At 70.4% G+C, this 23160-nt stretch carries 22 protein-coding genes; 9 read left to right on the top strand and 13 right to left on the bottom strand.

What is annotated here, in order from left to right; translation table 11 throughout:
* Positions 1–8 precede the first annotated feature (8 nt).
* Positions 9–2291: an ISAs1 family transposase gene (locus ABZX61_RS31145; RefSeq protein WP_355199936.1), complete on the bottom strand. Its 2283-nt coding sequence runs from the start codon at positions 2289–2291 to the stop codon at positions 9–11.
* Between the two features lie 185 nt (positions 2292–2476).
* Here ABZX61_RS31145 and ABZX61_RS31140 point away from each other — a divergent pair, with 185 nt between their 5' ends.
* Together ABZX61_RS31140 and ABZX61_RS31135 are read left to right on the top strand one after the other, a co-directional pair.
* On the top strand, positions 2477–3370 hold the full coding sequence (locus ABZX61_RS31140) for an MBL fold metallo-hydrolase (protein WP_355199705.1): 894 nt from the start codon (positions 2477–2479) through the stop codon (positions 3368–3370).
* Between the two features lie 3 nt (positions 3371–3373).
* Positions 3374–3973 carry a TetR/AcrR family transcriptional regulator gene (locus tag ABZX61_RS31135; protein ID WP_355199704.1) on the top strand — a complete coding sequence of 200 codons (600 nt, stop codon included), beginning with the start codon at positions 3374–3376 and terminating at the stop codon, positions 3971–3973.
* Between the two features lie 255 nt (positions 3974–4228).
* Here ABZX61_RS31135 and ABZX61_RS31130 read toward each other — a convergent pair whose 3' ends face one another.
* From ABZX61_RS31130 to ABZX61_RS31110, 5 genes are read right to left on the bottom strand one after another with little or no spacing between them, the layout of a single operon-like run.
* Positions 4229–5302, bottom strand: a complete 1074-nt coding sequence (locus tag ABZX61_RS31130; RefSeq protein ID WP_355199703.1) for a hypothetical protein — start codon at positions 5300–5302, stop codon at positions 4229–4231.
* Positions 5299–6351, bottom strand: a complete 1053-nt coding sequence (locus ABZX61_RS31125; protein WP_355199702.1) for a polyamine ABC transporter substrate-binding protein — start codon at positions 6349–6351, stop codon at positions 5299–5301. Before ABZX61_RS31125 ends, ABZX61_RS31130 begins: the two co-directional genes overlap by 4 nt.
* A 16-nt stretch (positions 6352–6367) precedes the next feature.
* Positions 6368–7357, bottom strand: a complete 990-nt coding sequence (locus tag ABZX61_RS31120; protein ID WP_355199701.1) for an ABC transporter ATP-binding protein — start codon at positions 7355–7357, stop codon at positions 6368–6370.
* The gene (locus ABZX61_RS31115; protein WP_355199700.1) at positions 7354–8145 is read right to left on the bottom strand and encodes an ABC transporter permease; all 792 of its coding nucleotides are present in this window, start codon (positions 8143–8145) and stop codon (positions 7354–7356) included. Before ABZX61_RS31115 ends, ABZX61_RS31120 begins: the two co-directional genes overlap by 4 nt.
* Positions 8142–8933 carry an ABC transporter permease gene (locus ABZX61_RS31110; protein ID WP_318786755.1) on the bottom strand — a complete coding sequence of 264 codons (792 nt, stop codon included), beginning with the start codon at positions 8931–8933 and terminating at the stop codon, positions 8142–8144. The genes ABZX61_RS31115 and ABZX61_RS31110 overlap by 4 nt, the downstream gene beginning before the upstream one ends.
* A 165-nt stretch (positions 8934–9098) precedes the next feature.
* On the opposite strand from ABZX61_RS31110, the gene ABZX61_RS31105 reads away from it, so the two are divergent.
* From ABZX61_RS31105 to ABZX61_RS31095, 3 genes are all read left to right on the top strand, one after another.
* On the top strand, positions 9099–10040 hold the full coding sequence (locus ABZX61_RS31105; RefSeq protein WP_355199699.1) for a LacI family DNA-binding transcriptional regulator: 942 nt from the start codon (positions 9099–9101) through the stop codon (positions 10038–10040).
* Positions 10041–10118: 78 nt separating this feature from the next.
* Positions 10119–10655 (top strand): sigma-70 family RNA polymerase sigma factor, encoded by a 537-nt coding sequence (locus ABZX61_RS31100; protein ID WP_350736030.1) that lies wholly within the window; start codon positions 10119–10121, stop codon positions 10653–10655.
* A complete protein-coding gene (locus ABZX61_RS31095; protein WP_355199698.1) occupies positions 10652–11773 on the top strand; it encodes a CU044_5270 family protein in 1122 nt (373 codons plus the stop codon). Before ABZX61_RS31100 ends, ABZX61_RS31095 begins: the two co-directional genes overlap by 4 nt.
* 3 nt (positions 11774–11776) lie before the next feature.
* On the opposite strand, the gene ABZX61_RS31090 is transcribed toward ABZX61_RS31095, so the two are convergent.
* From ABZX61_RS31090 to ABZX61_RS31065, 6 genes are all read right to left on the bottom strand, one after another.
* A complete protein-coding gene (locus ABZX61_RS31090; protein WP_355199697.1) occupies positions 11777–12799 on the bottom strand; it encodes a dipeptide ABC transporter ATP-binding protein in 1023 nt (340 codons plus the stop codon).
* Positions 12796–13776, bottom strand: coding sequence for an ABC transporter ATP-binding protein (locus ABZX61_RS31085; RefSeq protein ID WP_355199696.1), 981 nt, complete (start codon positions 13774–13776; stop codon positions 12796–12798). Before ABZX61_RS31085 ends, ABZX61_RS31090 begins: the two co-directional genes overlap by 4 nt.
* On the bottom strand, positions 13773–14642 hold the full coding sequence (opp4C, locus tag ABZX61_RS31080) for an oligopeptide ABC transporter permease (RefSeq protein WP_355199695.1): 870 nt from the start codon (positions 14640–14642) through the stop codon (positions 13773–13775). Before opp4C ends, ABZX61_RS31085 begins: the two co-directional genes overlap by 4 nt.
* Positions 14639–15598: an ABC transporter permease gene (locus ABZX61_RS31075; protein WP_355199694.1), complete on the bottom strand. Its 960-nt coding sequence runs from the start codon at positions 15596–15598 to the stop codon at positions 14639–14641. Before ABZX61_RS31075 ends, opp4C begins: the two co-directional genes overlap by 4 nt.
* Entirely contained in the window at positions 15598–17145 is a 1548-nt protein-coding gene (locus ABZX61_RS31070; protein WP_355199693.1) for an ABC transporter substrate-binding protein, read from the bottom strand. Before ABZX61_RS31070 ends, ABZX61_RS31075 begins: the two co-directional genes overlap by 1 nt.
* 220 nt (positions 17146–17365) lie before the next feature.
* Entirely contained in the window at positions 17366–18235 is an 870-nt protein-coding gene (locus ABZX61_RS31065) for a LysR family transcriptional regulator (protein ID WP_355199692.1), read from the bottom strand.
* 68 nt (positions 18236–18303) lie between these two features.
* Between ABZX61_RS31065 and ABZX61_RS31060 the strand changes: the two genes are divergently transcribed.
* Both ABZX61_RS31060 and ABZX61_RS31055 read left to right on the top strand, forming a co-directional pair.
* On the top strand, positions 18304–19182 hold the full coding sequence (locus ABZX61_RS31060) for an EamA family transporter (protein WP_355199691.1): 879 nt from the start codon (positions 18304–18306) through the stop codon (positions 19180–19182).
* Between the two features lie 112 nt (positions 19183–19294).
* Positions 19295–20707, top strand: a complete 1413-nt coding sequence (locus tag ABZX61_RS31055; protein ID WP_355199690.1) for a wax ester/triacylglycerol synthase family O-acyltransferase — start codon at positions 19295–19297, stop codon at positions 20705–20707.
* Between the two features lie 4 nt (positions 20708–20711).
* Here ABZX61_RS31055 and ABZX61_RS31050 read toward each other — a convergent pair whose 3' ends face one another.
* On the bottom strand, positions 20712–21380 hold the full coding sequence (locus tag ABZX61_RS31050; protein WP_355199689.1) for a pyridoxamine 5'-phosphate oxidase family protein: 669 nt from the start codon (positions 21378–21380) through the stop codon (positions 20712–20714).
* 125 nt (positions 21381–21505) lie between these two features.
* On the opposite strand from ABZX61_RS31050, the gene ABZX61_RS31045 reads away from it, so the two are divergent.
* Together ABZX61_RS31045 and ABZX61_RS31040 are read left to right on the top strand one after the other, a co-directional pair.
* The gene (locus ABZX61_RS31045) at positions 21506–22351 is read left to right on the top strand and encodes a universal stress protein (RefSeq protein ID WP_355199688.1); all 846 of its coding nucleotides are present in this window, start codon (positions 21506–21508) and stop codon (positions 22349–22351) included.
* 93 nt (positions 22352–22444) lie between these two features.
* Entirely contained in the window at positions 22445–23113 is a 669-nt protein-coding gene (locus ABZX61_RS31040; protein WP_355199687.1) for a CBS domain-containing protein, read from the top strand.
* Positions 23114–23160 lie beyond the last annotated feature (47 nt).

Below are 23160 nucleotides of genomic sequence, written 5' to 3'. Positions count from 1 at the left end.
AGGGGGATTTACTTGCTCTGGCAGCTCTTCTTGCGGACCTCGCCCCAGACGATCGGGCCCGGCCACTGCATCCGCAGCGCGAAGCACTGCTTCTTGTTGGCGGCTTCCCGAATCTTGTAGATGTACTGGGCGATGCCCGCCGCGAACATCACCTTGCAGGCCAGCTTGATCTTGCTGTTCTTGGACTTGTCGCAGGCCGCGTCGGCCACCTTGACCGCGCCGGCCGCCCCGGCGTACAGCCAGGAGCTGTGGATCTGGCTCGTGAGCTTCTTCGAGAAGATCACCCGGCACATCGCCTTCCACCACTCGCACTGCAGCTTGAGCGCGGGGTCGGCGACCACGGGGTAGGCGGCGCCCGCGTGGTTGACGGTCTGGATGAGCGTCATGCCCTCCACCCGGTACGAGGTCGGCACCGGGTTGCCGTTGGCGTCCTTGGCCCAGGGCAGGTCGATCTCGGCGAGGTAGAAGTCGTTGTTGTAGATCAGGACCGTGCCGTCGTCCTCCTCGACCTCCAGCATGCTGCCCTCGGGAGCGGAGATCGGGAAGCGGTACTCGGTCGGCGCGGAAGCGCCGTGGATGACGGTCAGCGCGCGGGCGATCTGACCGGTGCGCTGGTGGGCGAAGGTGACGCTGGGCTGCTTGGCGGCGTAGGTGACCAGGCCGGGCAGCGGCTGGCTGCCGGCGCCGTCGGCCTCCGGCATGCCGATGCCGATCTCGTTCTCGCTGACCGACGCCGACAGCGTGTGGTCGGCGTCGGTGGCGGCGGCGAAGGGACGCTGGACGTCGCCTTCGGGGATCACGGTCGGCGGGACGGTCCTGGCCTCCTCGACGATCTCGGGAACGACCTTGGTGAGGGCCGCCAGCGTGGGGTCGTCGTTCGCGAAGGCCGGGCTGCCGGCCATGTTCGCGCCGCTGATTGCCAGGGCGGTGGCTAACGCGGCGATCATCGCCCGAGCGGAAATGCGCATGAATGTCCTTCCACATACGGAGGGGGATGCACAACGCCGCAAACGTAAAGATCGTCGGCGTCCAATCGGGTGATCTTTGATTGATGATCTGTAAACGTTTCCTGTCTTACGGACTTCGCCTCTCGACCTGGTACGGAAGTTCCGTTCAAAGTCCCTCGGTCGCCACAAAGCGATGAGGCTCAGCCGGCGGGCGGCTTGGGCGAGGTTGTCGGCTCCGGCCAGGCGTAGGGCGCCGATGGCGAGGTTGCGCAGGGTGGCCATGGCGTATGGGGCGTTGCCGGTGCGGATTTGGGAGTGGTCTTCGCCGTAGGTGACATCGCGGACGTAGTGGAGCCGGTTCTCGATGCTCCAGTGGCCACGAATCCAGGAGGCGAGGTCTGCGGGGCTGGCCTGCCAGGCGGGCAGGCTGGTGATCGCGTAGACGGTTACGGTCCGCCACTTGCCTGTCTTGACGTGCCTGACTTGGCGTCTGATCTGCATCGCCTGGCTGGCGTGCGGGAACAGCGGTCCCGCCTTGACGGTGACGACCTTGAGCGTGCGGCGCTCGTCGCGTCCGTGCCCGCGGTCACGCTCGCGGTGCTGGATGGGGATCTGCTTCCACAGCAGCCTCTTGACCTGGGCGTACAGGGTGGGCTGGTTTTTCTTGACGATGAGCACGTAGTGCGCCCTCTTCTGCTCGGCCAGGAATACGGCGTGATCGCGCTGCGTGTGCAGGGCATCGGCAGTGATCACGCAGTCGTTGAGATCGAGAGGTTGGAGCAGGGGTTGGAACCGGGTGATCTCGTTGGTCTTGCCATTCACGTCGGTCTGGGCCAGTACCAGGCCGGTGAGCTGGTCGAAGGCGGCCAGCAGATGGACCGGCTCACCATCGCGATCGCGTGCTCCGCGCACTGCCTTGCCGTCCACGGCCACGCCCCGGCGGTGTTTTCTGTCGGGTGCGGCCGGAGCGGGGGTTGTCCTGGCAGCCCGCTCAGCCAGCCACGAGCAGACCGCTTCGTCCAGCGCCCGTGCATCGATCTTCTCCAGCACCCGCCGCACGGTCGACTCATCCGGTGGTTGCCACTGCTTGCTCAGCGGGTCGCGCCGGACTCCCAGAGCGGCCATGACCTGGGCGGGTGCATCGGCGATCCACTCGCCGGTCGCGGTGAACGACCGCGAGCCTGCCAGCACGGCCGCCGAGGCGAGCGCCAACAGCGAGGCCAGCGTGTGGCGGACACCACGCGGGTCGCGTGGATCGGGGATGTGCTGGAAGCGTTCCAGAAGGCTGACGCAGCCGGTGGCCGACGGCCACCGGCGTCTGTTCGACCAGGTGGCAGAGGGCATCACTGATCGGCGATGACGACAGGGCAGGCTCGGCCTTCTCAGGTGATCTTTTGGCGTAGAAACCTCATGATCTCAAAGGTCGTGCCTGTTCGGTTACCTCATGCGTCACGGTCCGCAAGATTGACCTGATCGCATGCCGGCACGTGGGGGTTGAAAACTTATAGACCAGTCTATAGATTCCTTTCATGCGGATCCATCATCTCAACTGCGGGACCACGCGCCCCTTCGGCGGGCGTCTGGTCAGCGGCACCGGCAGCCCGCTGACCTTCGCGCGGAACGTGTGCCACTGCCTGCTTCTCGAGACTGCCGCAGGACTTGTCCTGATCGACACCGGGCTGGGGCTCGGCGACGTACGCAACCCCGGGCGACTGAGACCGATGTTCCGGCGGCTGTCCCGTCCCGTACTGGCTGCGGACGAGACCGCTGCCCGCCAGGTTGCCCGACTCGGCTACGAACTGGATGACGTCCGGCACATCGTGCTGACCCACCTGGATGTCGATCACGCAGGCGGGCTGGGAGACTTCCCGAACGCCAAGGTCCACCTCTACGCAGCGGAACTGGAGGCCGCGCGGCGCCCACTCGACGCCCGCGAACGTTTCCGCTACCACGCCTCGCACTGGGCGCACGGCCCCGACTGGGTACCGCACGCCACGACCGGTGACAACTGGTTCGGATTCCCCGCAGTAGGTGATCTGGCGGGACTGCCGTCATCGATCTTGCTCGTGCCGCTGGCCGGGCACACGCGCGGCCACGCCGGCGTCGCCGTCGACACCGGCCGCACCGACGGCGGGTCGAAGCGCTGGCTGCTGCATGCCGGCGACGCCTACTTCAATCACGCCCAGATGACGCACGATCCCTCCTGCCCACCGATTACCGGAGCGTTCCAGACCCTCATGCAGGCTGACCGCGCCGCACGCATCCACAACCTGCAACGGCTCAACGACCTCGCGCGTACCGGAGAGGTGGACATCTTCTGCGCACACGACCCAGCAGAACTCGACCGCGCCCAGTCCGCGGAATCTTCCGGACGAGCCGCGATCACATCCAGCGCACCCGCCATCCCACCTGCTGCGGAGTAACCCATGGCGCCACGAGGCCAGACCAGGCAACAAATCCTGGACGCGGCCCAAACTCTGTTCCAGCGGCAGGGATACCACGCCACGGGGGTCAACCAGATCTTGTCCGAAGCGGGAGCGCCCAAGGGGACGCTGTACTTCCACTTCCCCGGCGGCAAAGAACAACTAGCCGTCGAAACGGTCACCCGAGCCGCCGCCGAATGGGGTCAGGCCATCGACGCAGTTCTCGCCCAGGCAGACCCTGCCGCAGCAGCGCACGCCATCACCGACCTGCTCGGCACCGTGCTGCAGCAATCAGGCTTCCGCGACGGCTGCCCGCTGGCCACCGTTGCCTTGGAGATCGCCGCCGACAGCGACCAGGTCCAAGCCGCCTGCTCCCACGGCTACCAACACTGGATCACCCTCATCGCGGCACGCCTGAGAGAACGCGGAATCCCCGACGACGCGGCCGCGGAACTGGCGGTGTTCATCCTGTCCACCATCGAGGGCGCGCTCCTGCTCGCCCGAGTCCAGCGTGACACGGCACCTCTCCGGCAGGCAGCCACGCGGCTTGCGGCCCTCATCAAACAAGAAATCCCCGCGGTGACAGATGAACGCACAAACTGAGCCGCGGTGCGCAACCGCCCTTCACCCTGTCGGGTACTCGGGAGCCGGTGGTCATCCGAGACGCTGATCAGCTCTGTACGTTTGCTTGTACGTGGTTCTGCGCTTGAAGCCGTACGCCGGCAGCCCGCGACATCGCCGGACCGTTCGTCCCTTGAAACGGACACTCAGGCCGTCAACGCCACCTCGCCGAGGCCCTGCTCCACCCGCTCCTCGGGAACGAGCGGTTCGACGTGCCGCCGAAGCCGCCTGTCCCGATCACTCCACGTTCGCGAGCTCGCTCTCGAAGCGCCTGCGCAGGGCGTCCTTCTCGGGCTCCGGCAGCCAGCACGCCTCCACCCCGGCCAGCGCCATCGCCCGCAACCGCTCATCCCGTACGGCGAGCTGCTCGGAGAGGATCCGATACTCGTTCGCCAGCGACGTCGGGAACATCCCCGGGTCGTCGGAAGCGGGGATGACGTTGAGCCCGGCATCCAGCATCGCCGCGATCGACGCCCGCCGCCACGGCCGCCACGAGCGCCGCGACGTGGTCGAGATGACGGTGAACGGGATCTGCTCGTCCCGCACCCTGGCGACGACCTCGTCGTCCTGGAGCACGAAGTAGCCGTGGTCGATCCGGTCGCAGCCGAGCACGTCGAGGCAGGTGACCGTGTTGACGGCGACGGGCGCGTGCTCGGAGGAGTGCGCGGTACGGCGCAGCCCGGCCGCACCGGCGAGCCGGAAGGCGGCCTCGAACCGCTCCGGCGGCCCGGCGGTCTCCAGGTTGTCCAGCCCGATCCCCGCCACGTAGTCGTGCGGGTTGTCCACGACCGTGCGCACCCAGGAGAGCGCCTCGTCTCCCGACCTGCTCCGGTCGACGGCCGCGATGAGCCGGCCCGACATGCCGAAGTCGCGTTCGGCCATCCTGATGCCCTCGGCGTACGCCTCGACCACCGTGGCGTAGCCGAGCTTCTCCTGATGCTCGGTCAGCGCGTCGAAGGAGACCTCGAGATGCCTGGTCGCGCTGGTCCGGTGGGCGTCCTCGAACGCCTCGTAGGTGATCCTGGTGAGATCGTCGGCGTCGCGCAGGACCTGCAGAACCCACGAGGACACCTGGAACAGCGAGTAGGAGACCTCGGGCTCGTCCGCGCTCCTGCCCTGCGGGACCGGGATCCGGGTGTCCAGGTAGAGCGCCGGGTCCGGCGGCAGCGAGTTCACGTCCGCGTAGATCCGCTCGGGCGTGTCGGGCAGGTCGAGCCCCTCCCGCCGGGCCAGCTCGGCGAAGGTCGAGGCGCGTACGGTGCCGATGAGGTGGCAGTGCAGATCGACCTTGGGCATCAGGTCAAGGTTCACTTGCCGGCCACCTCGCGGGTGAAGCGGTCGACCCAGGTGGTGCGGGTGTCGACGAGCTGGGCGGGGTCGAGGGTCTTGAACCCGGCGGCCACCGGGTCCTTCGCCGCCTCGCCCGTCACCTTGGCGATGTCGGCCGGGATCTCGGCCTTCGGGTTTGTGGGCAGGTCACCGGCGGCCTTCGCCATGGCGCTCTGCGCCTCGGCCGACAGCATGTAGTCGATGAACTTCGCCGCTCCCTGCGCGTTGCGCGCGCCCTTGGGGATCATCGCCCGGTTGGTGGCCATGTAGCGGCCCTTGTCGGGCGCCGTCCAGGCGATCGGCTCGCCCGAGGTGACGAGCTTGGTGGCGAAGCCGCTCAGCGCGTCGGCGGCGACGATCTCGCCCTGGGTCAGCAGGTTCGTGACCTCGGTCGAGGAGGTGTAGAACTGCAGGACGTTCGGCGCCCAGCCGGACAGGGTCTTCAGCGAGGTGTCGATGTCGTAGGGGCCCTTGCCGTACGACTCACCAACCCCCGAAATCATGAGTTGTCCGGCGGTCACCGAAATATCGGGAAGCGCGACCTTTCCCTTGTTCGCCGCGTTCGCGAACAGCTCCCAGTCGGCGGCCTGCTTCTGGCTGAGCTTGCCGGTGTTGTAGATGATCCCGTTGAGCTGGTGCGTGTAGGCCGGCCCCTCGTAGGAGCCCTCGGTCGCGAACGGCGCGAGCTGCTTCATGTTGGGCACGTCGACCTTCTGGAAGAGGCCGTCCTTCTGCCCGAGCGCGGCGAAGTAGTCGGAGATCAGCACCACGTCCGACTCCGGCTCACCCTTGGCGAGCTTCAGCTTCGACAGCCGGTCGGAGTTGGACCCGGTGTCCAGCTCGACCTTGATCCCGGTCTGCTTGCTGAACGGAGCGACGACCGCCTGCTCGAACTCCTTCACACCGAAGGGGAAGGTGCTGACGACGATGGTGTTCTGATCGGCCTGCTTCTCGGCGGAGCCGGAGCCGGAACATCCGGCTGCGGCGAGCACCGTCAGAGCAGCGGCCAGTACGGCGCGGCGCGTGGGCATGGGGTCGTTCCTTCTTTCAGCGGGGGAGTGGAACCAGATGGTCGTCGGGCGCGATCACCGTGACGGCCGATCCGGGCGTCAGGGCAGCGCCGCTGCGTACGTCGGCGAGCAGCCTGACGGTCGCGCCCGACGGGTCGACCACGTCGAGCGAGACCAGCAGGTCGACGCCGCGGAAGGCCACGTCGACCACCGTGCCGTCGAGGCCGTGACCAAGGCCGGCGCCCTTCTCCGCGATGCGCAGATGCTCGGGCCGGATGGTCAGCGGCGTGCCGTCGGCCGCGGTGAGGAAGTTCTCGTAGCCGAGGAACTCGGCCACGAAACGGTCGGCGGGACGGGGGAAGACCTGCTGGGGAGTGCCCTGCTGCACGATCCGGCCCTCGTTCATGATGACCATCTCGTCGGACATCTCCAGCGCCTCGTCCTGGTCGTGGGTGACGAGGATGACGGTCAGCTTCGTCTCCGCCTGGATGCGCCTGATCTCGGCCCGCATCTGGACGCGCAGGCGGGCGTCGAGGTTGGACAGCGGCTCGTCGAGCAGCAGGAGCTTGGGCCTGATCGCGATCGCCCTGGCCAGCGCCACCCGCTGCTGCTGCCCGCCGGAGAGCTTCTTCGGCTTGCGGTCGGCCAGGTGCGCGAGCCCGACGAGGTCGAGCGTCTCCATGACCCGCGTACGTCTCTCCGCGGCCGGCACCTTGCGCAGCCTGAGCCCGTACCCGACGTTGTCGGCCACCGTCATGTGCGGGAACAGCGCGTACGACTGGAAGACCATCCCGAGATCGCGCTTCTCCGGCGGCGTGCGCGTGCTGTCGACCCCGTCGATGCGGATCGTCCCCGACGTCGGGGCGGAGTAGCCCGCGATCATCCTGAGCGTGGTGGTCTTGCCGCAGCCGCTCGGGCCCAGCAGCGTCGTCAGCCTCCCCGCCGGCACGGCGAGGTCGATCTCGTCGACGGCGGTGAAGGAGCCGAACCTCTGGGTGACTTTGATCAGCTCGGCGGCGGCGGTCATTGGTTGATCCCTCCGAAGATCTTGGCGAATCCGACCGTGCGCTCGGCGATCACCGCGATGACCACGGTGGCGGCCAGGATGAGGGTGGAGGCGGCGGCCACCATCGGGTCGTACGACTGCTGCACGTAGTCGAGCATCGTCACCGGCAGCGTCCGGAAGTCGCGTCCCTGCAGCAGCAGCGACAGCGGCACGTTGTTGAACGACGTCACCATGCTGAGCAGCCCGGCGGAGAAGATGCCCGGACGCAGGACGGGCAACGTCACGTTGAAGAACGCGCGCAGCGGCGAGGCGCCGAGACCCCGGGCGGCCTCCTCCAGCGCGGGGTCGGCCAGCGCGAGCGAGGCGCCGGTCACGCGCACCGCATACGGCAGCATCAGCGCCGTGTGCCCGACCAGCAGGGTGCTGAAGTTGTCCAGGTCCAGGCCGACCATCAGCTGCTGGAACAGCGCGAGGCCGACGACCAGCTCCGGGACGATGAGCGGCGACAGGAACAACCCCTCGACCAGGCCCTTGCCGGGCAGCTTGCCCCGGTGGACGGCCAGCGTGACGGGCACGCCGAGCACCAGCGCGAGCGCGGTGGCGAGCACGGCGAGCTCCAGGCTGGAGAGCGCGGCCTCGACGAACGGCTCGTAGCCAAGCGCCTCGTCGAACCAGCGCAGCGAGATCCCGTCGGGCGGGAACCTCAGGGTGCTTCCGGCGGTGAAGGCCGTGGCGACCACGAAGATGATCGGCACGATCATGATGACGTAGCCGATGACCGCGAGCGCCGCCGTGATCGGCCGCTTCATGAGGTGGCCCCCTTCCGCCCGATCAGCGAGGACAGCCCGGAGACCAGGAAGACCAGGACCGTCATGATGAGCGCCGTCGCCGAGGCGGAGGCCCAGTCGACCGTGGTGCTCGCGTAGTTGAACAGCTGCGTGGACAGCATCCGCTGGCTGGACCCGCCGAGCAGGTAGGGCGTGGTGTACGCGGTGACGGACCCGGCGAAGACCAGGGTGGCGGCCACCACGATGCCCGGCATGGTCAGCGGGATGACGACGTTCCACATCGTCCGGATCCGGCTCGCGCCGAGCCCGCGCGAGGCGTCGTCCAGGCCGGGATCGACCTGCGCGACGGCCGAGTAGCAGGAGATGATCGCCAGCGGCAGGAACAGCTGGGTGAGGCCGAGGACGATCGCCAGCTTGGTGTAGAGCAGCTGCGGCGCCACGTCGACGATGCCGAGCTGGACGAGCAGCCGGCCGAGCGCCCCCTTGGAGCCGAGGATCACCAGCCAGCCGAACGTCCTTACCACGTTGCTCAGCATCAATGGGAAGATCGCCACTGCCAGGAAGACCCCGCTCCAGCGTGACGGCGAGCGGGCGAGCCAGTAGGCGATGGGGAAGCCGAGGACGACGCAGATGATCGTGACAGCCAGGGCCAGCCCGACCGTGCGCCCGATCACCTCCAGGTCGTACGGATCCGTCAGCATCCTGCCCAGACGCGTGAAGATCTCGCCGGTCGGCACGTCCGGAGGCGCGAAGAGCATCGCCGCGGAGGGGATGAGGAACCCCGCGACGAGAAGGACGAGACCAGGCACCAGCAGAAGGGCCGATTTGGGGGAGATGTCGGCGTCCTTTCTCCGTGGCGTACGCTTTGGGTGGAACCGGTTACGGAACCGGTTGCATGAGCCTGACCATAGATTATGAGCGGCCTGTCGCACAAACCCCTGTGTGAAATCCGTGTAACGACTCAAGGAGAATCAGTGCCGACACTCGCGGACGTCGCCGCGCTGGCCGGGGTTTCCAAGGCGACGGCCTCTCGGGCCCTGGGCCGGCCGGACCTGGCCGCCCCGGAGACGGTGGCCCGCGTCCGCGCAGCCGCCGAGCAGCTCGGATTCGTCCCCAACCGGGCGGCCACGCAGCTCGCCCGCGGGCGGACCGGTGTGGTCGCCGTCGTGGTGCCCACGCTCGACAACACCTTCTTCACCCCGATCATCGGCGGCGCCCAGGCGCGCGCGGCCGACTCGGGCATGCAGCTGACCATCGCGGTGCACTCCCTGGAGCACGCCGCCCAGGTCGCCGCGGTCGAGCAGCTCGCGCACCAGGTCGACGGCTTCCTGCTCACCGCGCCCCGGGGTTCGGACGAGATCGTCCGCGCCGCCGCGTCGTTCAAGCCGACCGTGCTCATCGACCGCGAGATCGAGGGCATGACCTCGGTGGTCGCCGACACGGCCACCGCCTTCGGCACGCTCGTCACCCGGTTCGTCGAGATGGGCCACGAGCGCATCGTCTACATCGGCGGCCCGGCGGGCTCCTGGCAGGACCGCCAGCGCCAGGCGGCCATCCGCGCCGCGGCCGGGCCGAGCGGCGCGACGCTGACCATGCTCGGCCCCCACCCCTCGACGTTCGCCGCCGGGGTGGAGACGGCGGAGGCCGTGGTGGCCGCCCGCGCCACCGCCGTGGTCCCGTACGCGACCTCGATCGGCCTAGGCCTCATGTTCGCCCTGCTCCACCGCGGGATCCGCGATGTCGTGGTCAGCTCGGAGCGCATGATCGTCGAGAGCCTCGGCCTGGGCGACGTCCCCGCGATCGACGTGGACGGCGAGAAGCTCGGCGAGGTGGCCATGGACCAGCTCATGGCCCTCCTCGGGGAGCGCAGGGAGCCGTCACCCACCACCCGCCGCCTCACCGTCCCAATCAGCTGACCGAAAGGTGTAACAACGGGCGGGTTGCGGCCACTTCGTGGTGTCAGAAGAACGCATCCCGAACGAAGGGGCTGGGCGGTGTCAGATGATGAGCACCGGTTCACCGGCATGTACGACGAATGCCGACAACGGGTGTGGGCCTACGTCGTGAGCCGCGCGGGCCGCCAGGTGGCGGACGAGGTGGTGAGCGAGACGTTCGCGATCGCCTGGCGGCGGTTGGAGGACGTGCCCGAGCCGGCGCTGCCGTGGTTGCTCGGCGTCGCCAGGAACGTCCTGCGCGACAACGTCCGAGCCGAGGTGCGCCGCGAGGCGGTCGCCGCGGAGCTGCGGGCCTGGGCCGAGGGCGACGTCGCCGAACACGTGACCGAGCGGATGGGCGTGCTGCGCGCGCTGGCCGCCGTGCCCGAGGACGATCGGGAGATCCTCGTCCTGGTCGCCTGGCACGGGCTGTCGCCGAAGGAGGGCGCGCGGGTCGTCGGCTGCTCGTCGGCGGCGTTCCGCGTACGGCTGCACCGGGCGCGCAAACGGCTCAAGCAGGCCATGGAGGCCACGGACGCCGGCCCTCGGCGCGAACCCCTGCCCCACGTGCGGAGCCTCAACGAGGAGTGGTCATGAACCCCATCGACGAACTCCGGGCCGCCCGGCCCGCCGACCTCGGAGACCGCCCGATCGACCCGCGCACCAGGGCCGCCGAGCTCTCCCGCGCCATGTCCCAGCCCCGGCCGGCCCGGCGCCGGCGCAGGCCCGTGCGGCACGTATGGAGCCTGGGGCTCGCCGGAGCCGCGGCGGCCGTCACCGCCGTGGCCGTGGTCGTCGCGACGAACGGCACGGCGTCCACGGCACGAGGCCCCGACACCCCGGCGAGCACCGGGCAGGCGGTGACGCTGTCGGCCCGGGAGGTGCTGCTGGCCGCGGCCGCGAGGGCGGAGCGGCAACCGGAGGGCAAGGGCGAGTACTGGCACACCGTGTCGGTGCGCCGGACCCTGTTCGCCGCGGCCAAGGGCGGCTACCGGGTGCTCGACCAGCAGCGGGACGAGGGCTGGACGCCCGGCGCCACCGGCCCGGACCAGAAGCAGTGGGGCCGCATGCAGTCCCTCGGAGCCCGCCCGGCCACCGAGGAGGACCGGCAGGCGTGGGAGCGGGCCGGGTCGCCCACCTCCATCGAGGTCACGGCCCCCGGGAAGCCCAAGCCCATGATCCTGAAGACGTCGCCGGGCCGGGCCATGACCGGCCGCAGCCCGCTGCCCGACGGGGACAAGGTCTTCTGGCTGGGCCGCAACGTCTCGGTGAAGGACCTGCGCGAGCTGCCCGGCGACCCGGACCGGCTCAAGAAGCGGCTCCTGGCCTGGAAGGGCCATGCCACCGACGTGCCGATGGTGGGCGACGGGTGGCTGTTCGTGGTCAGCGCTGGGTTGATCATGGACATGCCGGTGACGCCCGAGGTGCGCGGTGCCGCGTTCCGGATGCTGGCCGAGCTCGGCGACGTACGGGTCATCGAGAACGTCACGGACGCCGAGGGGCGCACGGGCACAGCCGTGGCGATCAACGAGCCGACCGTCGACGGCGGTGTCACAGAGCACCGGCTGATCATCGACGAGGAGACCGGGTCGGCCCTGGCGAGCGAGTACGTCGCGGTGAAGCCGCGCGGCTTCCAGACCGGTTTCGAGCCCGGCACGATGTGGAACTCCAACGCGGTGGTCAAGGCGGGCTGGACGGACGAGAAGCCCGAGTGACCTTCACGGGTTGGAGCGGTCGGCCCAGGCCGGCCGCTCCTCCCGCCCGGCATCGGTGCTCTCCTCGGGGAAGTGGCAGGCGACGCGATGCCCCGAGCCGGTCAGCGCGGGCTCCTCGACGGCGCATCGCTCCCGGGCCTTCCAGCAGCGGGTACGGAAGCGGCAGCCCGACGGCGGGTCAGCCGGGCTGGGCACGTCACCGGTGAGCACGATCCGCCTCCGCTTGCCCCGCTGCGACGGACACGAGATCGGCACGGCCGAGATGAGCGCCTTGGTGTAGGGATGGGCGGGTCGTGCGAAGATCTCCGCCCGCTCGCCCTCCTCCACGATCCGGCCCAGATACATGATCGCCACTCTGTCGCACAGATGCCGCACGACCGACAGGTCGTGCGAGATGAACAGGTAGGCCAGGCCCAGCTCGCGCTGCAGCTGGGCGAGCTGGTTGACGACCTGCGCCTGGATCGAGACGTCCAGCGCGGAGACGGGCTCGTCCAGCACCAGCACGCGCGGGTTCAGGGCCAGCGCCCTGGCGATGCCGACGCGCTGGCGCTGGCCGCCGGAGAACTCGTGCGGGTAACGGTTGGCATGCTCGGGCGACAGGCCCACCAGCTCCAGCAGCTCGCCGACCCGTTCCCGGCCGCCGCGGCGGTAGCGGCCCTGGGTGCGCAGCGGCTCGGCGACGATCTCGTGCACGGTCAGCCGCGGCGACAGCGACGAGTACGGGTCCTGGAAGACGATCTGGATATCGCCGCGCAGCGGCCGGAGCTCGGCATGCGACATGGCGGCCAGGTCGCGCCCGCCGTACAGGATGCGGCCGGAGGTGGGCTCGGCCAGGCGCACGACGAGCCGGCCCGTCGTGGTCTTGCCGCAGCCGGACTCGCCGACCAGCCCGAGGGTACGGCCGGAGAGCAGCGCCAGATCCACGCCGTCCACGGCCCGGACCGCCCCGCTCCGCCCGCGCAGGATCCCGGTACGGATCGGGAAGTGCTTGACCAGGCCCTCGACGGCCAGCACGGGTTCGCTCACACCGGCTCCTCGTGGAAGTGGCAGGCCGACAGGTGACCGGCGGCCACCACGACCGGCTCGGGACGTTCGGCCCGGCAGGCGGCGCGGCCGGCGGCCAACGCGCAGCGTGGCTCGAAGGCGCAGCCGGGCGGCGGCGCCAGCAGGTCGGGCGGGCTGCCCGGGATCGGCACCAGGTCCACCGTCGCCGGCTCCAGACGGGGGCGGCCGGCCAGCAGGCCGCGCGTGTAGGGGTGGCGGGGCGTGGCGAAGACCTGGTGCACGTCGCCGTGCTCGACGACGCGGCCCGCGTACATGACCGCGACCCGGTCGGCCAGCTCGGCGATCACGCCCAGGTCGTGGGTGATGAGCACCGCCGCCGCGCCGGCCTCCCGCCTGGCCGTGTCGATCAGGCCGAGCACCTGGGACTGGACGGTGACGTCCAGCGCGGTCGTCGGTTCGTCGGCGATGAGCAGGTCGGGCTCGTTGGCCAGGGCCATCGCGATCATCGCGCGCTGGCGCATGCCGCCGGAGTACTCGTGGGGGTGCCGGCCGTACCGGGCGGCGGGGTCGGCGACGCCGACGGAGGCCAGCAGCTCCAGTACACGGGCCCGCACGGCGGCGCGGCCGAGGCGCGGCTGGTGCAGCCTGATGGCCTCGGCGATCTGGGCGCCGACCGGGACGACCGGGTTGAGCGCCGTCATCGGGTCCTGGAAGATCATCGCGATGCGGCTGCCCCGGATCCGGCGCAGCCGGCGCGCGGGCAGGGCCAGCAGGTCCTCGCCGTCGAAGCGGACGCTGCCGCGCACCACCCGCCCCGGCGGCCGGACCAGGCCGAGCACCGACATCGCGGTGACACTCTTGCCCGAGCCGGACTCGCCGACCACGCCGAGGATCTCGCCCGGCCCCACCTCCAGGCTGACTCCGTCGACGGCGCGCACCACGCCGTCCCGCGTGCGGAACTCGACCGCGAGGTCGTCGACCGTGAGCAGCGGCGTCATCCGCGGGCTCCCTTCGGGTCCACGGCGTCGCGCAGGCCGTCGCCGACGAAGTTCACGGCCAGCACGGTCAGCGCGATGGCCAGGCCGGGCGGCAGCCACAACCACGGCATGGTCTGGATGAGGGTGAGGTTCTGGGCGTCGGTCAGCATGTTGCCCCAGCTGGCCCGTGGCGGCCGTACGCCGAGGCCGAGGAAGGACAGCACCGCCTCCAGCAGGATCATCTGCGCCACCAGCAGCGTGCCGGCCACCGCGACCTGCGGCAGGACGGCGGGCAGCACGTGCCGGCCGATCACCGTCAGCGGCCCGGCGCCGAAGGCGCGCGCCGCCTGGACGTACTCCCGCTCGCGCAGCGACAACGTCAGCCCGCGCACCACGCGGCAGGCGGTCGGCCAGTTGCACGCGGCGAAGACGAGCACGAGCATCGCGGCGCCCGGCCCGAGCACGCCCGCCAGCACGACGATGACGACCAGCGACGGGAAGGAGAGCACCACGTCGGCGGCGCGCATGACGACGGCGTCGACCGGCCCGCCGAACATGCCGGCCAGCGCGCCGAGCAGCGTGCCGAAGGCGACCGCCGCCAGCGACGACAGCAGGCCGACCAGCAGCGAGACCCGGCCGGCGTGCACGAGCCTGGCGAACACGTCGCGCCCCGAGGAGTCGGTGCCGAGCAGGTGCGCGGCAGACGGCGGCTCGCGGAAGGCGGCCAGGTCCACCGCGTTCGGGTCGTGGCCGGCCACCAGCGGCGCGGCCAGCGCCAGCACGCCGACGGCGGTCAGGAACACGGCTCCGGCCAGTGCCATGCGGTTGCGCCGGAAGCGCCGGGCGGCGAGCGAGCGGGGCGAGGCGGGGACGACGGTCGTGGTCATGACAGGCTGATCCTCGGGTCGGCCACCGCGTAGAGCAGGTCGGCGGCGAGGTTGCAGACCAGGACGAGCACCGCGACGAACATCGCGAACCCGATCACCACCGGGTGGTCGAGCTGGCCGATCGAGCTGACGGCGAGCTGCCCCATGCCCGGCCAGGCGAAGACCTGCTCCACGGCGACCGCCCCGGCCAGCAGCTGCGGGATGGAGATCATGACGACGGTGATGAGCGGGACCAGGGCGTTGCGCAGCGCGTGCCGCATCAGCACCCGGCCCGGACCGGCGCCCTTGGCCTCGGCCGTGCGCACGTAGTCGGCGTCGAGCTCCGCCAGCAGCCCGGCGCGCACGTACCGGGTGAACGGCCCGGCGATGGACAGCCCGAGGACGGCCGCGGGCAGCACCAGGTGGGCCAGGATGTCGGCGGCGCCGCCGTCGCCCGGTGTGGACATGCCGGAGGACGGCACCCAGCCGAGCCGCAGCGAGAAGAGGTAGATCGCGGCGATGCCCAGGAAGAAGCCGGGCACCGAGATCGCGCCGAGGCCGGCCACGGTGGTGGCGTGGTCGACCGCGGTGTTGCGCCGGATCGCGGCCAATGTGCCCGCCGCCACCGCCAGCATCAGGCCGATCGCCAGGGCGGTGCCCATGAGCAGCACGGTGGGACCCATCCGCTCGCCGAGCACCTCGGCGACCGGCCGGCGGCTGACGAAGGAGTGGCCGAGGTCACCGCCCAGCACGTCACGCAGCCAGATGCCGTACGTGACCAGAACCGGCCTGTCCAGACCGAGTTCGGCGCGTTTGGCGGCGACGAACGCCGGGCCGCCCGAGGCCAGTCGCTCGGGGTCGACCATCATCCGGACCGGGTCGCCGGGCGCGGCGCGGACCAGGAGGAACACGCCGACGCTGATGAGCAGGAAGACGGCGGCGTTGGTCAGCAGCCGGCGCACGAGGTAGGCGAGCATCAGCCGGCCAGGGTCCACTCGTCGGCGTTCCAGAAGCCGGTGGTGAAGTCGCCGCTGGGCTTGAAGCCGCGCAGCCGCGAGCCGGTGGCCCACAGGGTGTCGGGGTTGTACAGCCACAGGTACGGGACCTGGGCGTTGTCCTTGCCGGCGGCCTCCTGGTAGAGCTTGGCGCGCTGGGCGCGGTCGGTGCGGGCGTCGGCTCGGGCGGCGAGGGTGTCCAGCGACTCGTCACAGAAGTTACTGACATTTCCCCCGCTGGGGTAGAAAGCGGCGCAATTGATGATCGTGACGCTGCTGGAGGGGTCCACGGCGTAACTGCCGCCGCCGAAGAGCGCCAGGTCGAACGTGCGCTTCTCGTAGGATTCCAGCAGTTCGGCCGCCTGCACCTGCTTGAGCTCGACGGTCATGCCCACCGCGCTCAGCGCGCCCTGCACCACCGTGGCCGTCACGTCGCGGTCGCGCTGGCCGGGGATCCACGACAGCGTCACCTTCTGGCCGGCCTTCCAGCCCGCCTCGGCCAGCAGCGACCTGGCCCTGGCCGGGTCGTAGGCGTACTCCTCCAGCGTGCCGGGCAGCGCCCAGGGGGTGACGAACGAGGAGTTCTGCACCCGGCCCCGGCCGGCCAGGAGCTTGGCGACCAGCGCCTCTCGGTCGATCGCGTGGAGCATCGCCCGCCGTACCCGGGGATCGGCGAAGCGCTTGTCGCTCTGGTCGACCGCGATCCTGATGAAGCCCGGGCTCGGCTTCGCCGAGACGGTGACGCCCTTGAGCCCCTCCACCGCCCGCAGGTCGGTGGGGGAGATCTGGACCAGGTCCATCTCGCCGGTGCCGAGCTGCGCGGTCGCCACGTCCGAGCTGATGGGTTTGAGGAAGATCCTGGGGATCGCGACGGGCTTGCGGTAGTGCGGGTTGGCGGCCAGCTCCACGTACTGGTCGGTCTGGTAGGTCACGAAGGTGTACGGGCCCATGCCGACCGTCGGGTGGTTGAAGAAGGTGCTGCCGGCGATCTTGTCCACCGGCTCCATGCCGAGCACGTGCTCGGGCAGGATGAAGGCGAACGGCCCGGCGATCAGGCTGAGGAAGCCGATGTTCGGCCTGGCCGGCCTGATCACGAACGTGGTGTCGTCCGGGGCCTCGAAGGCAGCCCCGGCCAGCTTGCCCGCCATCGCGCTGCCGCTCTTGGCGTCGGCCAGCAGCTTGTAGGTGAACAGCACGTCTTCGCTGGTGAACGGCATGCCGTCGCTCCACTTCAGGCCCGCGCGCAGGTGGAAGGTGATCCGGTCCTCGTCCACCTCCCAGCGCTCGGCCAGGCGCGGCGCGTAGGCGTAGGAGTCGTCGACGGTCAGCAGGTTGTCGAAGATCAACGTCATGACCTGCTGGTCGGGGCCGGTGGGCGGGTCCAGCGGGGAGAAGCGCTTGGGCTTCTGGTACAGGTGGATGTTGATCGCATTGTGCGCGGAATCCTGGACGGGGGAGTCGGCCGGGCCGGAGCAGCCGGCGGCGAGCACGAAGACGACGACGGCCAGCGCGCCTGACAGGCGGTTCATGGGAGCCTCCTGAAAGGATCGTGCACATACAGTGACGATAAAAATACTTACAGTAATATAGGCTCAACGCAAGCGGGCTGAGTTTGTGTAACGTTCCACTGAGCCCTCGGGCTGGACTTCGGCGACCGCGCGCGTTGTCCGGGTCGTTCCGCTTCGACGGGCAGGCGCCGGCCCGGCGGCCTTGATGTTCTCCTCCAGGTGGGCGACCTTCGCTTGAGCGTCAGGCGCCTTCGCGGTAGAGATCGGCGAGCAGGGCGACGGCGGCGTGCGTGGCGGGGTGGGGGTCGTGCCGCCGCCAGATGAGGTGCACGGGTACGGGGTCGGCGTCGCGCAGGGGGCGGTAGGTGATGCCGTCGCGACGATACTGGTTGGCGGTGGCCTGCGGGGTGACGCCGACGCGGCGGCCGGTGGCGATGGCGGCGAGCCAGTCGTCGATGTCGTGGGTGTACTCCGTCGCGGGGCGGGCGCCTTCGGGCCACAGGTCCAGGGTGGTGGTGCCGGTGCGGCGGTCGACCACCAGGGTGCGCTCGCGGATCTCGTCCAGGCGGATGCTGCGGCGTCCTGCCCAGGGGTCGTCGGAGGCCAGGGCGAGGTAGCGGCGCTCGTGGCCGACCAGCGCGTGGGCGTAGCGGCGGGTGTCGATGGGGGTGCGGACGACGGCCAGGTCGCACAGACCCTCGGCGAGGCCGCCGGTGGGGGTGTTGTGGCGGATCAGGTGAAGCTCGATGCCGGGGTAGCGGTCGTGCCACCGGCGCTGGAACTCGGCGGTGTGCCGGCCCATGGCGGACCAGGCGTGACCGATGCGCAGCCGGGTGTGGCCGGTGGTGGCCTGGTGGACCAGCTCGTCGGCCTCGGCGAGCAGGTGGCGGGCGCGGGCGAGGACCTGGACACCGGCGGTGGTGGGGGTGAGGCTGCGGCTGGTGCGGTGCAACAGCCGCACCCCGAGGATCCGTTCCAGCGCCAGCAGGGTGCGGGAGACCGCCGCCTGGGACAGGCCCAGCTCGATCCCGGCGTCGGTGAAGCTGCCGGTGTCGACGATCGCGACCAGGCAGCGCAGGTGCCGCAGCTCCAGCTCCTTACGACCATCCATGCGTCCAGAGTATAGATACGTCCTTGGATGCATTTTGCGTATGCTTCGGCGTACCGGATGGTTGTGCCATGGCACTCGAAGCAGGCACGGAGCCGGCCGCTCCCGCGTCGCGGCCGAGCTCGACGCGGTGGTCCGGGATGGCGCTGATGGTGGGCAGCGGGCTGTCCAACCAGGTCGGGGCGTCGGTCGCCGCGCTCGCCCTCCCGGTCCTCGGGCCGGTGGGAGTGGTGGCGGTGCGCCAATGGGTGGCCGCCGCGGTGCTGCTGAGTGCCGGCCGGCCGAGGCTGCGCTCGTTCAGTGCCGCGCAGTGGCGGCCGGTGCTGGGGCTGGCCGTGGTGTTCGCGACCATGAACCTGACGCTCTACGCGGCGATCGGCCGGATCGGGCTCGGACTCGCGGTCACCCTGGAGTTCCTCGGCCCGCTCGCCGTGGCGCTGGCGAGTTCGCGCCGCCGTACCGATCTGGTGTGCGCTCTCGCCGCCGCGGCGGCCGTGGCGATCCTCGCCCGCCCCCAGCCCAGCACCGACTACCTCGGCATCGGCCTGGCTCTGGTCGCCGCCGTCTGCTGGGGCTGCTACGTCCTGCTCAACCGCACCGTGGGCGAGCGCCTGCCCGGGCTGCAGGGATCGGCCGCCGCCGCGGCCGTCTCCGGCGTGCTCTACCTGCCCGTCGGCGTCGCCGTCCTGTGGCTCCACCGGCCCACCGCCGGTGCCCTGCTGTGCGCGTTCGCCGCGGGGGTGCTGTCCTCCGCGGTGCCGTTCCTTGCCGACCTGCTCGCGCTGCGCCGGGTCCCCGCCCACTTCTTCGGGATCTTCATGAGCGTCAACCCGGTGTTCGCCGCCCTGATCGGCATGGTCGTTCTCGACCAGCGCCTTGACGCGGCCTCCTGGCTGGCCATCGCCATGATCGTCACCGTCAACGCCGCCGCCGTGGCTCCCAGGCGCTGATCGCCGTCGTACGCCGAGCCGGCCGATCAGGTCGTTGGCCCTGTTCAAGGGGGACTTGTGGCCCTGGGGCGGCGCGGCGGCGCACAGTGGGATGAGGGGAGAGGGGAGAGACATGCGGCAGCTCAGCGCGCTGGACGCGCAGTTCCTCAACTTCGAGACCGCCACCAACGTCGCGAACGTCGGCGGTCTGGCCGTGCTGTACAAGGACCTGTCCAGGAAGAAGATCCAGCGCAGGCTGGCGGAGCGGATGGCCGGGGTGCCGCAGCTACGGCAGCGCCTGGTCCGCGTGCCCCTCGGCCTGGATCACCCGTACTGGGCCGACGACGGCGAGGTGGACCTGGACCATCACGTCCGGGAGCTCACCCTGCCCCCGCCCGGCGACGACGCGCAGCTGGGCGAGCAGGTGGCCCGCCTGCACGAGCGCCGCCTGGACCGAACCCGTCCCCTGTGGGAGATGTACCTGATCCACGGCCTGGCCGGCGGCCGCTGCGGCATCTACGCCAAGGTCCACCACGCCGCCGTCGACGGGCTGACGGGGGCGGAGGTGCTCGCCGCGCTCATGGATCCCGTGCCCGAAGCGGCCTCGTACGAGCTCGAAGCCCCTCCGGGGCTGTGGCGCATGCTGGCCAGGAGCGCCTGGCACCTTGCGGGGAACCCCGCGCACCTGCTGCGGTTCGCGGGCGAGGCCCTGCCGGTTCTGGACCAGCTGCCCGTCATCTCCCGGCTGCCCGGCGCGAGCGGTGTCGCGCGGCTGATCCGGCGCGCACCCCGGCCCGAACTGCCGGACATGGAGGCCCCGCACACCCCGCTCAGCGGCCCGGTCTCCTCCCGCCGCCGTTACGCCTTCGCCGAGCTGCCGCTGAAGGAGATCAAACGGGTCAAGAACGCCTTCGGCGTCACCGTGAACGACGTCGTGATGGCGCTCGTGGCTTCCGCGCTGCGGCGCTGGCTGCTGGCCCACGCGGCGCTGCCGGAGATCCCCCTGGTCGCAGGGGTGCCGTTCTCCGTACGCGGCCAGGAGGGTGTGAACGAGGGCAACCAGGTCACCATGATGATCACACAGTTGCCCACGCACGTGGACGACCCCCGCCGGCGGCTCGAACTCGTGAGCGAGGGGATGCGGCAGATCAAGGAACGGTTCGCCCTGACCCCCGCGCGCCTGCTGCGTGACCTGAGCGAGAGCATGCCCGCCGCCCTCAACGGCCTGGCCGACCGCGCCGCGCTTGATCTTCTGGGACGTACGGGGCCGCCTGTCAACGTGGTCGTCTCCAACGTTCCCGGCCCGCAGTTCGCGCTGCGGATCGCCGGGGTCAGGCTGCTGGCGCACTACCCGGTGTCCGTGGTCACCGACGTGAGCGGCGCCGTGAACGTCACGGCCTTCTCCTACAACGGGCGCCTCGACGTCGGATTCACCGCCTGCGGGGAGCTGGTCCCCGACGTGTGGGCCTTTCCCGGCTACCTGCGCGAGGCCCTGGACGAGCTCAGCCCGAGTCCGAGGAGGGTGGGAGCCCGCAGGAAAACCTGAGGGCTCAGAGGCCGTGGATGCGGCGGCCCGTGATCTGGTGCGGGACGATGCGGATGTAGAGCCGACGCTCGCCACCCGCCCATGGGGTGATGTCGGCCCGGATGACCTCGTCCTCGGGCACGTGGTGGGCGGGGCCCTGGACGAGGACGCTCCAGCCCTCCCTCTGGGCCTCGTCGATCCGGTCGACCTGGAAGCCGATCTTGATCTCCACCCCTTCCACGCCGCTGCGCAGGTCCTGGTCCATGGGGCCGCCGTGGGCGGTGCGGAAGACGATGGCGCCGTCGTCGACCTTGTAGTTCACGGGCAGCACCGTGGGCCCCTCCGGACCGTTGAACGCCACCCTGCCGATGCCGCCCGGGGCGACCAGCCGCAGGCACTCCTCGGGTTCGAGGATTTCCAGGACCGCGTCGGCCGAGCCAGGGCCAGGGCCGGGCGGGCGATCGCGGCCGCCGCCCAGCAGGTCCTCGGCCGTCGTTTCGAGGGCGGTGGCCAGGCGGGTCACCGTACCTGTGTCAGGAGTGCCCAGATGGCTTTCGAGGTGCTGGACGTATCCGGCGGACATGTCCGCCCGGTCGGCCACCTGTTCGGCGGTGAGGCCGAGCCGATGACGGTGATAGCTGATGCGACGCGCGAAGTCGCCGGTGCCGGTCATGAGCGTGTCCTCCCTGGTCATGTCCACGAAGCTAGCCAGTCACCCGCTCGGCGGACAGGGTCCTTCGGCCCTTGCCGGACCGACCTCCGGCCCTGCTGCGGGCGGGCGCGAGCGGGTCGGATGGAGGGTGACGAAGGAGGCGTATCGTGATCATCGTAGGAGCCGACGGATCGGAGAACTCGCGCGCCGCGCTGGAATGGGCGGCCGACGACGCGTACCGCATGCGGGTGCCGCTGCGGATCGTGCACGCCATGGACCGCTCGCCGTACCAGATCCGCAAGTACCCCATCGACGCTCTCCCCGATGCGCTGCGGCGCGAGGGGCAGAGGATCCTGCGTGAGGCGGAAGTGCTCGTGTGCGCGCGCCAGCTCACCATCGAGGTCACGACCGAGGACCTCGAGGGCACGCCCGCCGAGGTCCTGCGCGAGCAGGCCAAGGACGCCACCGAGGTCGTGGTCGGCAGCCGGGGGCTCGGCGGGTTCACCGGCGCGCTGCTGGGCTCCGTCAGCATGCACGTGGCCGGCCACGTGCCCTGTCCCGTCGTGGTCGTACGCGGCGAGCGGCGGCCGGTGTGCCAGGAGGTCGTGGTCGGGGTGGACGACTCGCCGGCGTGCGAGCCCGCGCTGGCCTACGCCTTCGAGCAGGCGAATCTGCGCGGGAGCGCGCTGCGGGTGGTGCACGCCTGGCAACTGCCGGTGCACGCCTTCGCGCCGGAGATCAGCTACGACATGGACGAGATCCGTACGGCGCAGCATCAGGTCGTCCGCGACCGGGTGAAGATCCTCAGCGCTGGCCACCCGGAGGTGAAGGTGGTCGAGGACGTCCAATCCGCCCATCCCGTCGAAGCGCTCACCGACGCGTCCGAGCGGGCGGACCTGCTGGTGGTGGGCTCGCACGGGCGTGGGGCCCTGGGCTCGATGCTGCTCGGCTCGGTCAGCCGGGGTGTCCTGCACCACGCGCACTGCCCGGTGGCGGTGGTCCGCGCCTCATAATCGCCGGCCAGGACCTTGGTCACCCGCCATCGGGGACGTTGGCCACTGCCGGAGGAGGCCGGGCCGGCGGATCGTGAAAGCGGAGGTGGAGTCATGTCGCTCGAAGTCAAGGACGTCATGGGCCGGGTGGCCATCGCCGTGCTGAAGGAGGCCTCCTTCGCCGAGATCGTGGAGGCCATGGAGCGGTTCGCGGTCGGCGCGGTCACGGTGATCGACGCCTACAGAAGGCCCGTGGGAGTCGTCTCCGAAGACGATCTCCTCCTCAAGGAGGCCGGCACCGTCAGCTACGGCGTGCCGATCTTCGAGTCTCGCCGGCGGCAGCAGGAGCACCGGAAGGCCGCGGGCATGACCGCCGTTCAGCTCATGACCTCCCCGGCGATCACCGTCACACCGGACACCTCCGTGCGGGACGCGGCCCGGCTGATGCACGCCGAGCGCGTCAAGCAGCTCCCCGTGATCGACATGAACACCGGACGCATCGTCGGCACCCTTCACCAGCGCGATGTGCTGCGCGTCTTCACCCGCCCTGCCGAGGAACTGGCAGCGGACGTCAGAGCCGTCCTGCCGGATCCCGAGGCGTTCACCGTCGGCATCCACCAGGGCGTGGTGACGATCAGCGGCGTGGTCGAGTGGAAATCCCAGGCCCTGGCGTTGACGGAGCAGATCCGGCTGATCGAGGGGGTCGTGGACGTGAGATCCGAGGTGACCTTCGACAAGGACGACCTCCTCATCGTCCAAGGGGCCTTCCGGGACGGCGGCTGAGGGACGAAGGTCCCGGCGCCGCGGGCCGTACGGCACTGCCTCGAAGA

Origin of the sequence: Nonomuraea sp. NPDC003709, assembly GCF_040610775.1 — a bacterium.
GTDB lineage: Bacteria > Actinomycetota > Actinomycetes > Streptosporangiales > Streptosporangiaceae > Nonomuraea > Nonomuraea angiospora_A.
This window is presented reverse-complemented; position numbering and strand designations above follow the sequence as displayed.

Coding starts and splice junctions, on each gene's coding strand:
- ABZX61_RS31115 (WP_355199700.1), bottom strand. CDS start 8,145: ATGAAGCGGCCGATCACGGCGGCGCTCGCGGTCATCGGCTACGTCATC.
- ABZX61_RS31085 (WP_355199696.1), bottom strand. CDS start 13,776: ATGACGCCGCTGCTCACGGTCGACGACCTCGCGGTCGAGTTCCGCACG.
- ABZX61_RS31065 (WP_355199692.1), bottom strand. CDS start 18,235: ATGGATGGTCGTAAGGAGCTGGAGCTGCGGCACCTGCGCTGCCTGGTC.
- ABZX61_RS31125 (WP_355199702.1), bottom strand. CDS start 6,351: ATGCCCACGCGCCGCGCCGTACTGGCCGCTGCTCTGACGGTGCTCGCC.
- ABZX61_RS31075 (WP_355199694.1), bottom strand. CDS start 15,598: ATGCTCGCCTACCTCGTGCGCCGGCTGCTGACCAACGCCGCCGTCTTC.
- ABZX61_RS31145 (WP_355199936.1), bottom strand. CDS start 2,291: ATGCCCTCTGCCACCTGGTCGAACAGACGCCGGTGGCCGTCGGCCACC.
- ABZX61_RS31135 (WP_355199704.1), top strand. CDS start 3,374: ATGGCGCCACGAGGCCAGACCAGGCAACAAATCCTGGACGCGGCCCAA.
- ABZX61_RS31120 (WP_355199701.1), bottom strand. CDS start 7,357: ATGACCGCCGCCGCCGAGCTGATCAAAGTCACCCAGAGGTTCGGCTCC.
- ABZX61_RS31050 (WP_355199689.1), bottom strand. CDS start 21,380: ATGACCAGGGAGGACACGCTCATGACCGGCACCGGCGACTTCGCGCGT.
- opp4C (WP_355199695.1), bottom strand. CDS start 14,642: ATGACCACGACCGTCGTCCCCGCCTCGCCCCGCTCGCTCGCCGCCCGG.
- ABZX61_RS31040 (WP_355199687.1), top strand. CDS start 22,445: ATGTCGCTCGAAGTCAAGGACGTCATGGGCCGGGTGGCCATCGCCGTG.
- ABZX61_RS31140 (WP_355199705.1), top strand. CDS start 2,477: ATGCGGATCCATCATCTCAACTGCGGGACCACGCGCCCCTTCGGCGGG.
- ABZX61_RS31055 (WP_355199690.1), top strand. CDS start 19,295: ATGCGGCAGCTCAGCGCGCTGGACGCGCAGTTCCTCAACTTCGAGACC.
- ABZX61_RS31060 (WP_355199691.1), top strand. CDS start 18,304: ATGGCACTCGAAGCAGGCACGGAGCCGGCCGCTCCCGCGTCGCGGCCG.
- ABZX61_RS31070 (WP_355199693.1), bottom strand. CDS start 17,145: ATGAACCGCCTGTCAGGCGCGCTGGCCGTCGTCGTCTTCGTGCTCGCC.
- ABZX61_RS31095 (WP_355199698.1), top strand. CDS start 10,652: ATGAACCCCATCGACGAACTCCGGGCCGCCCGGCCCGCCGACCTCGGA.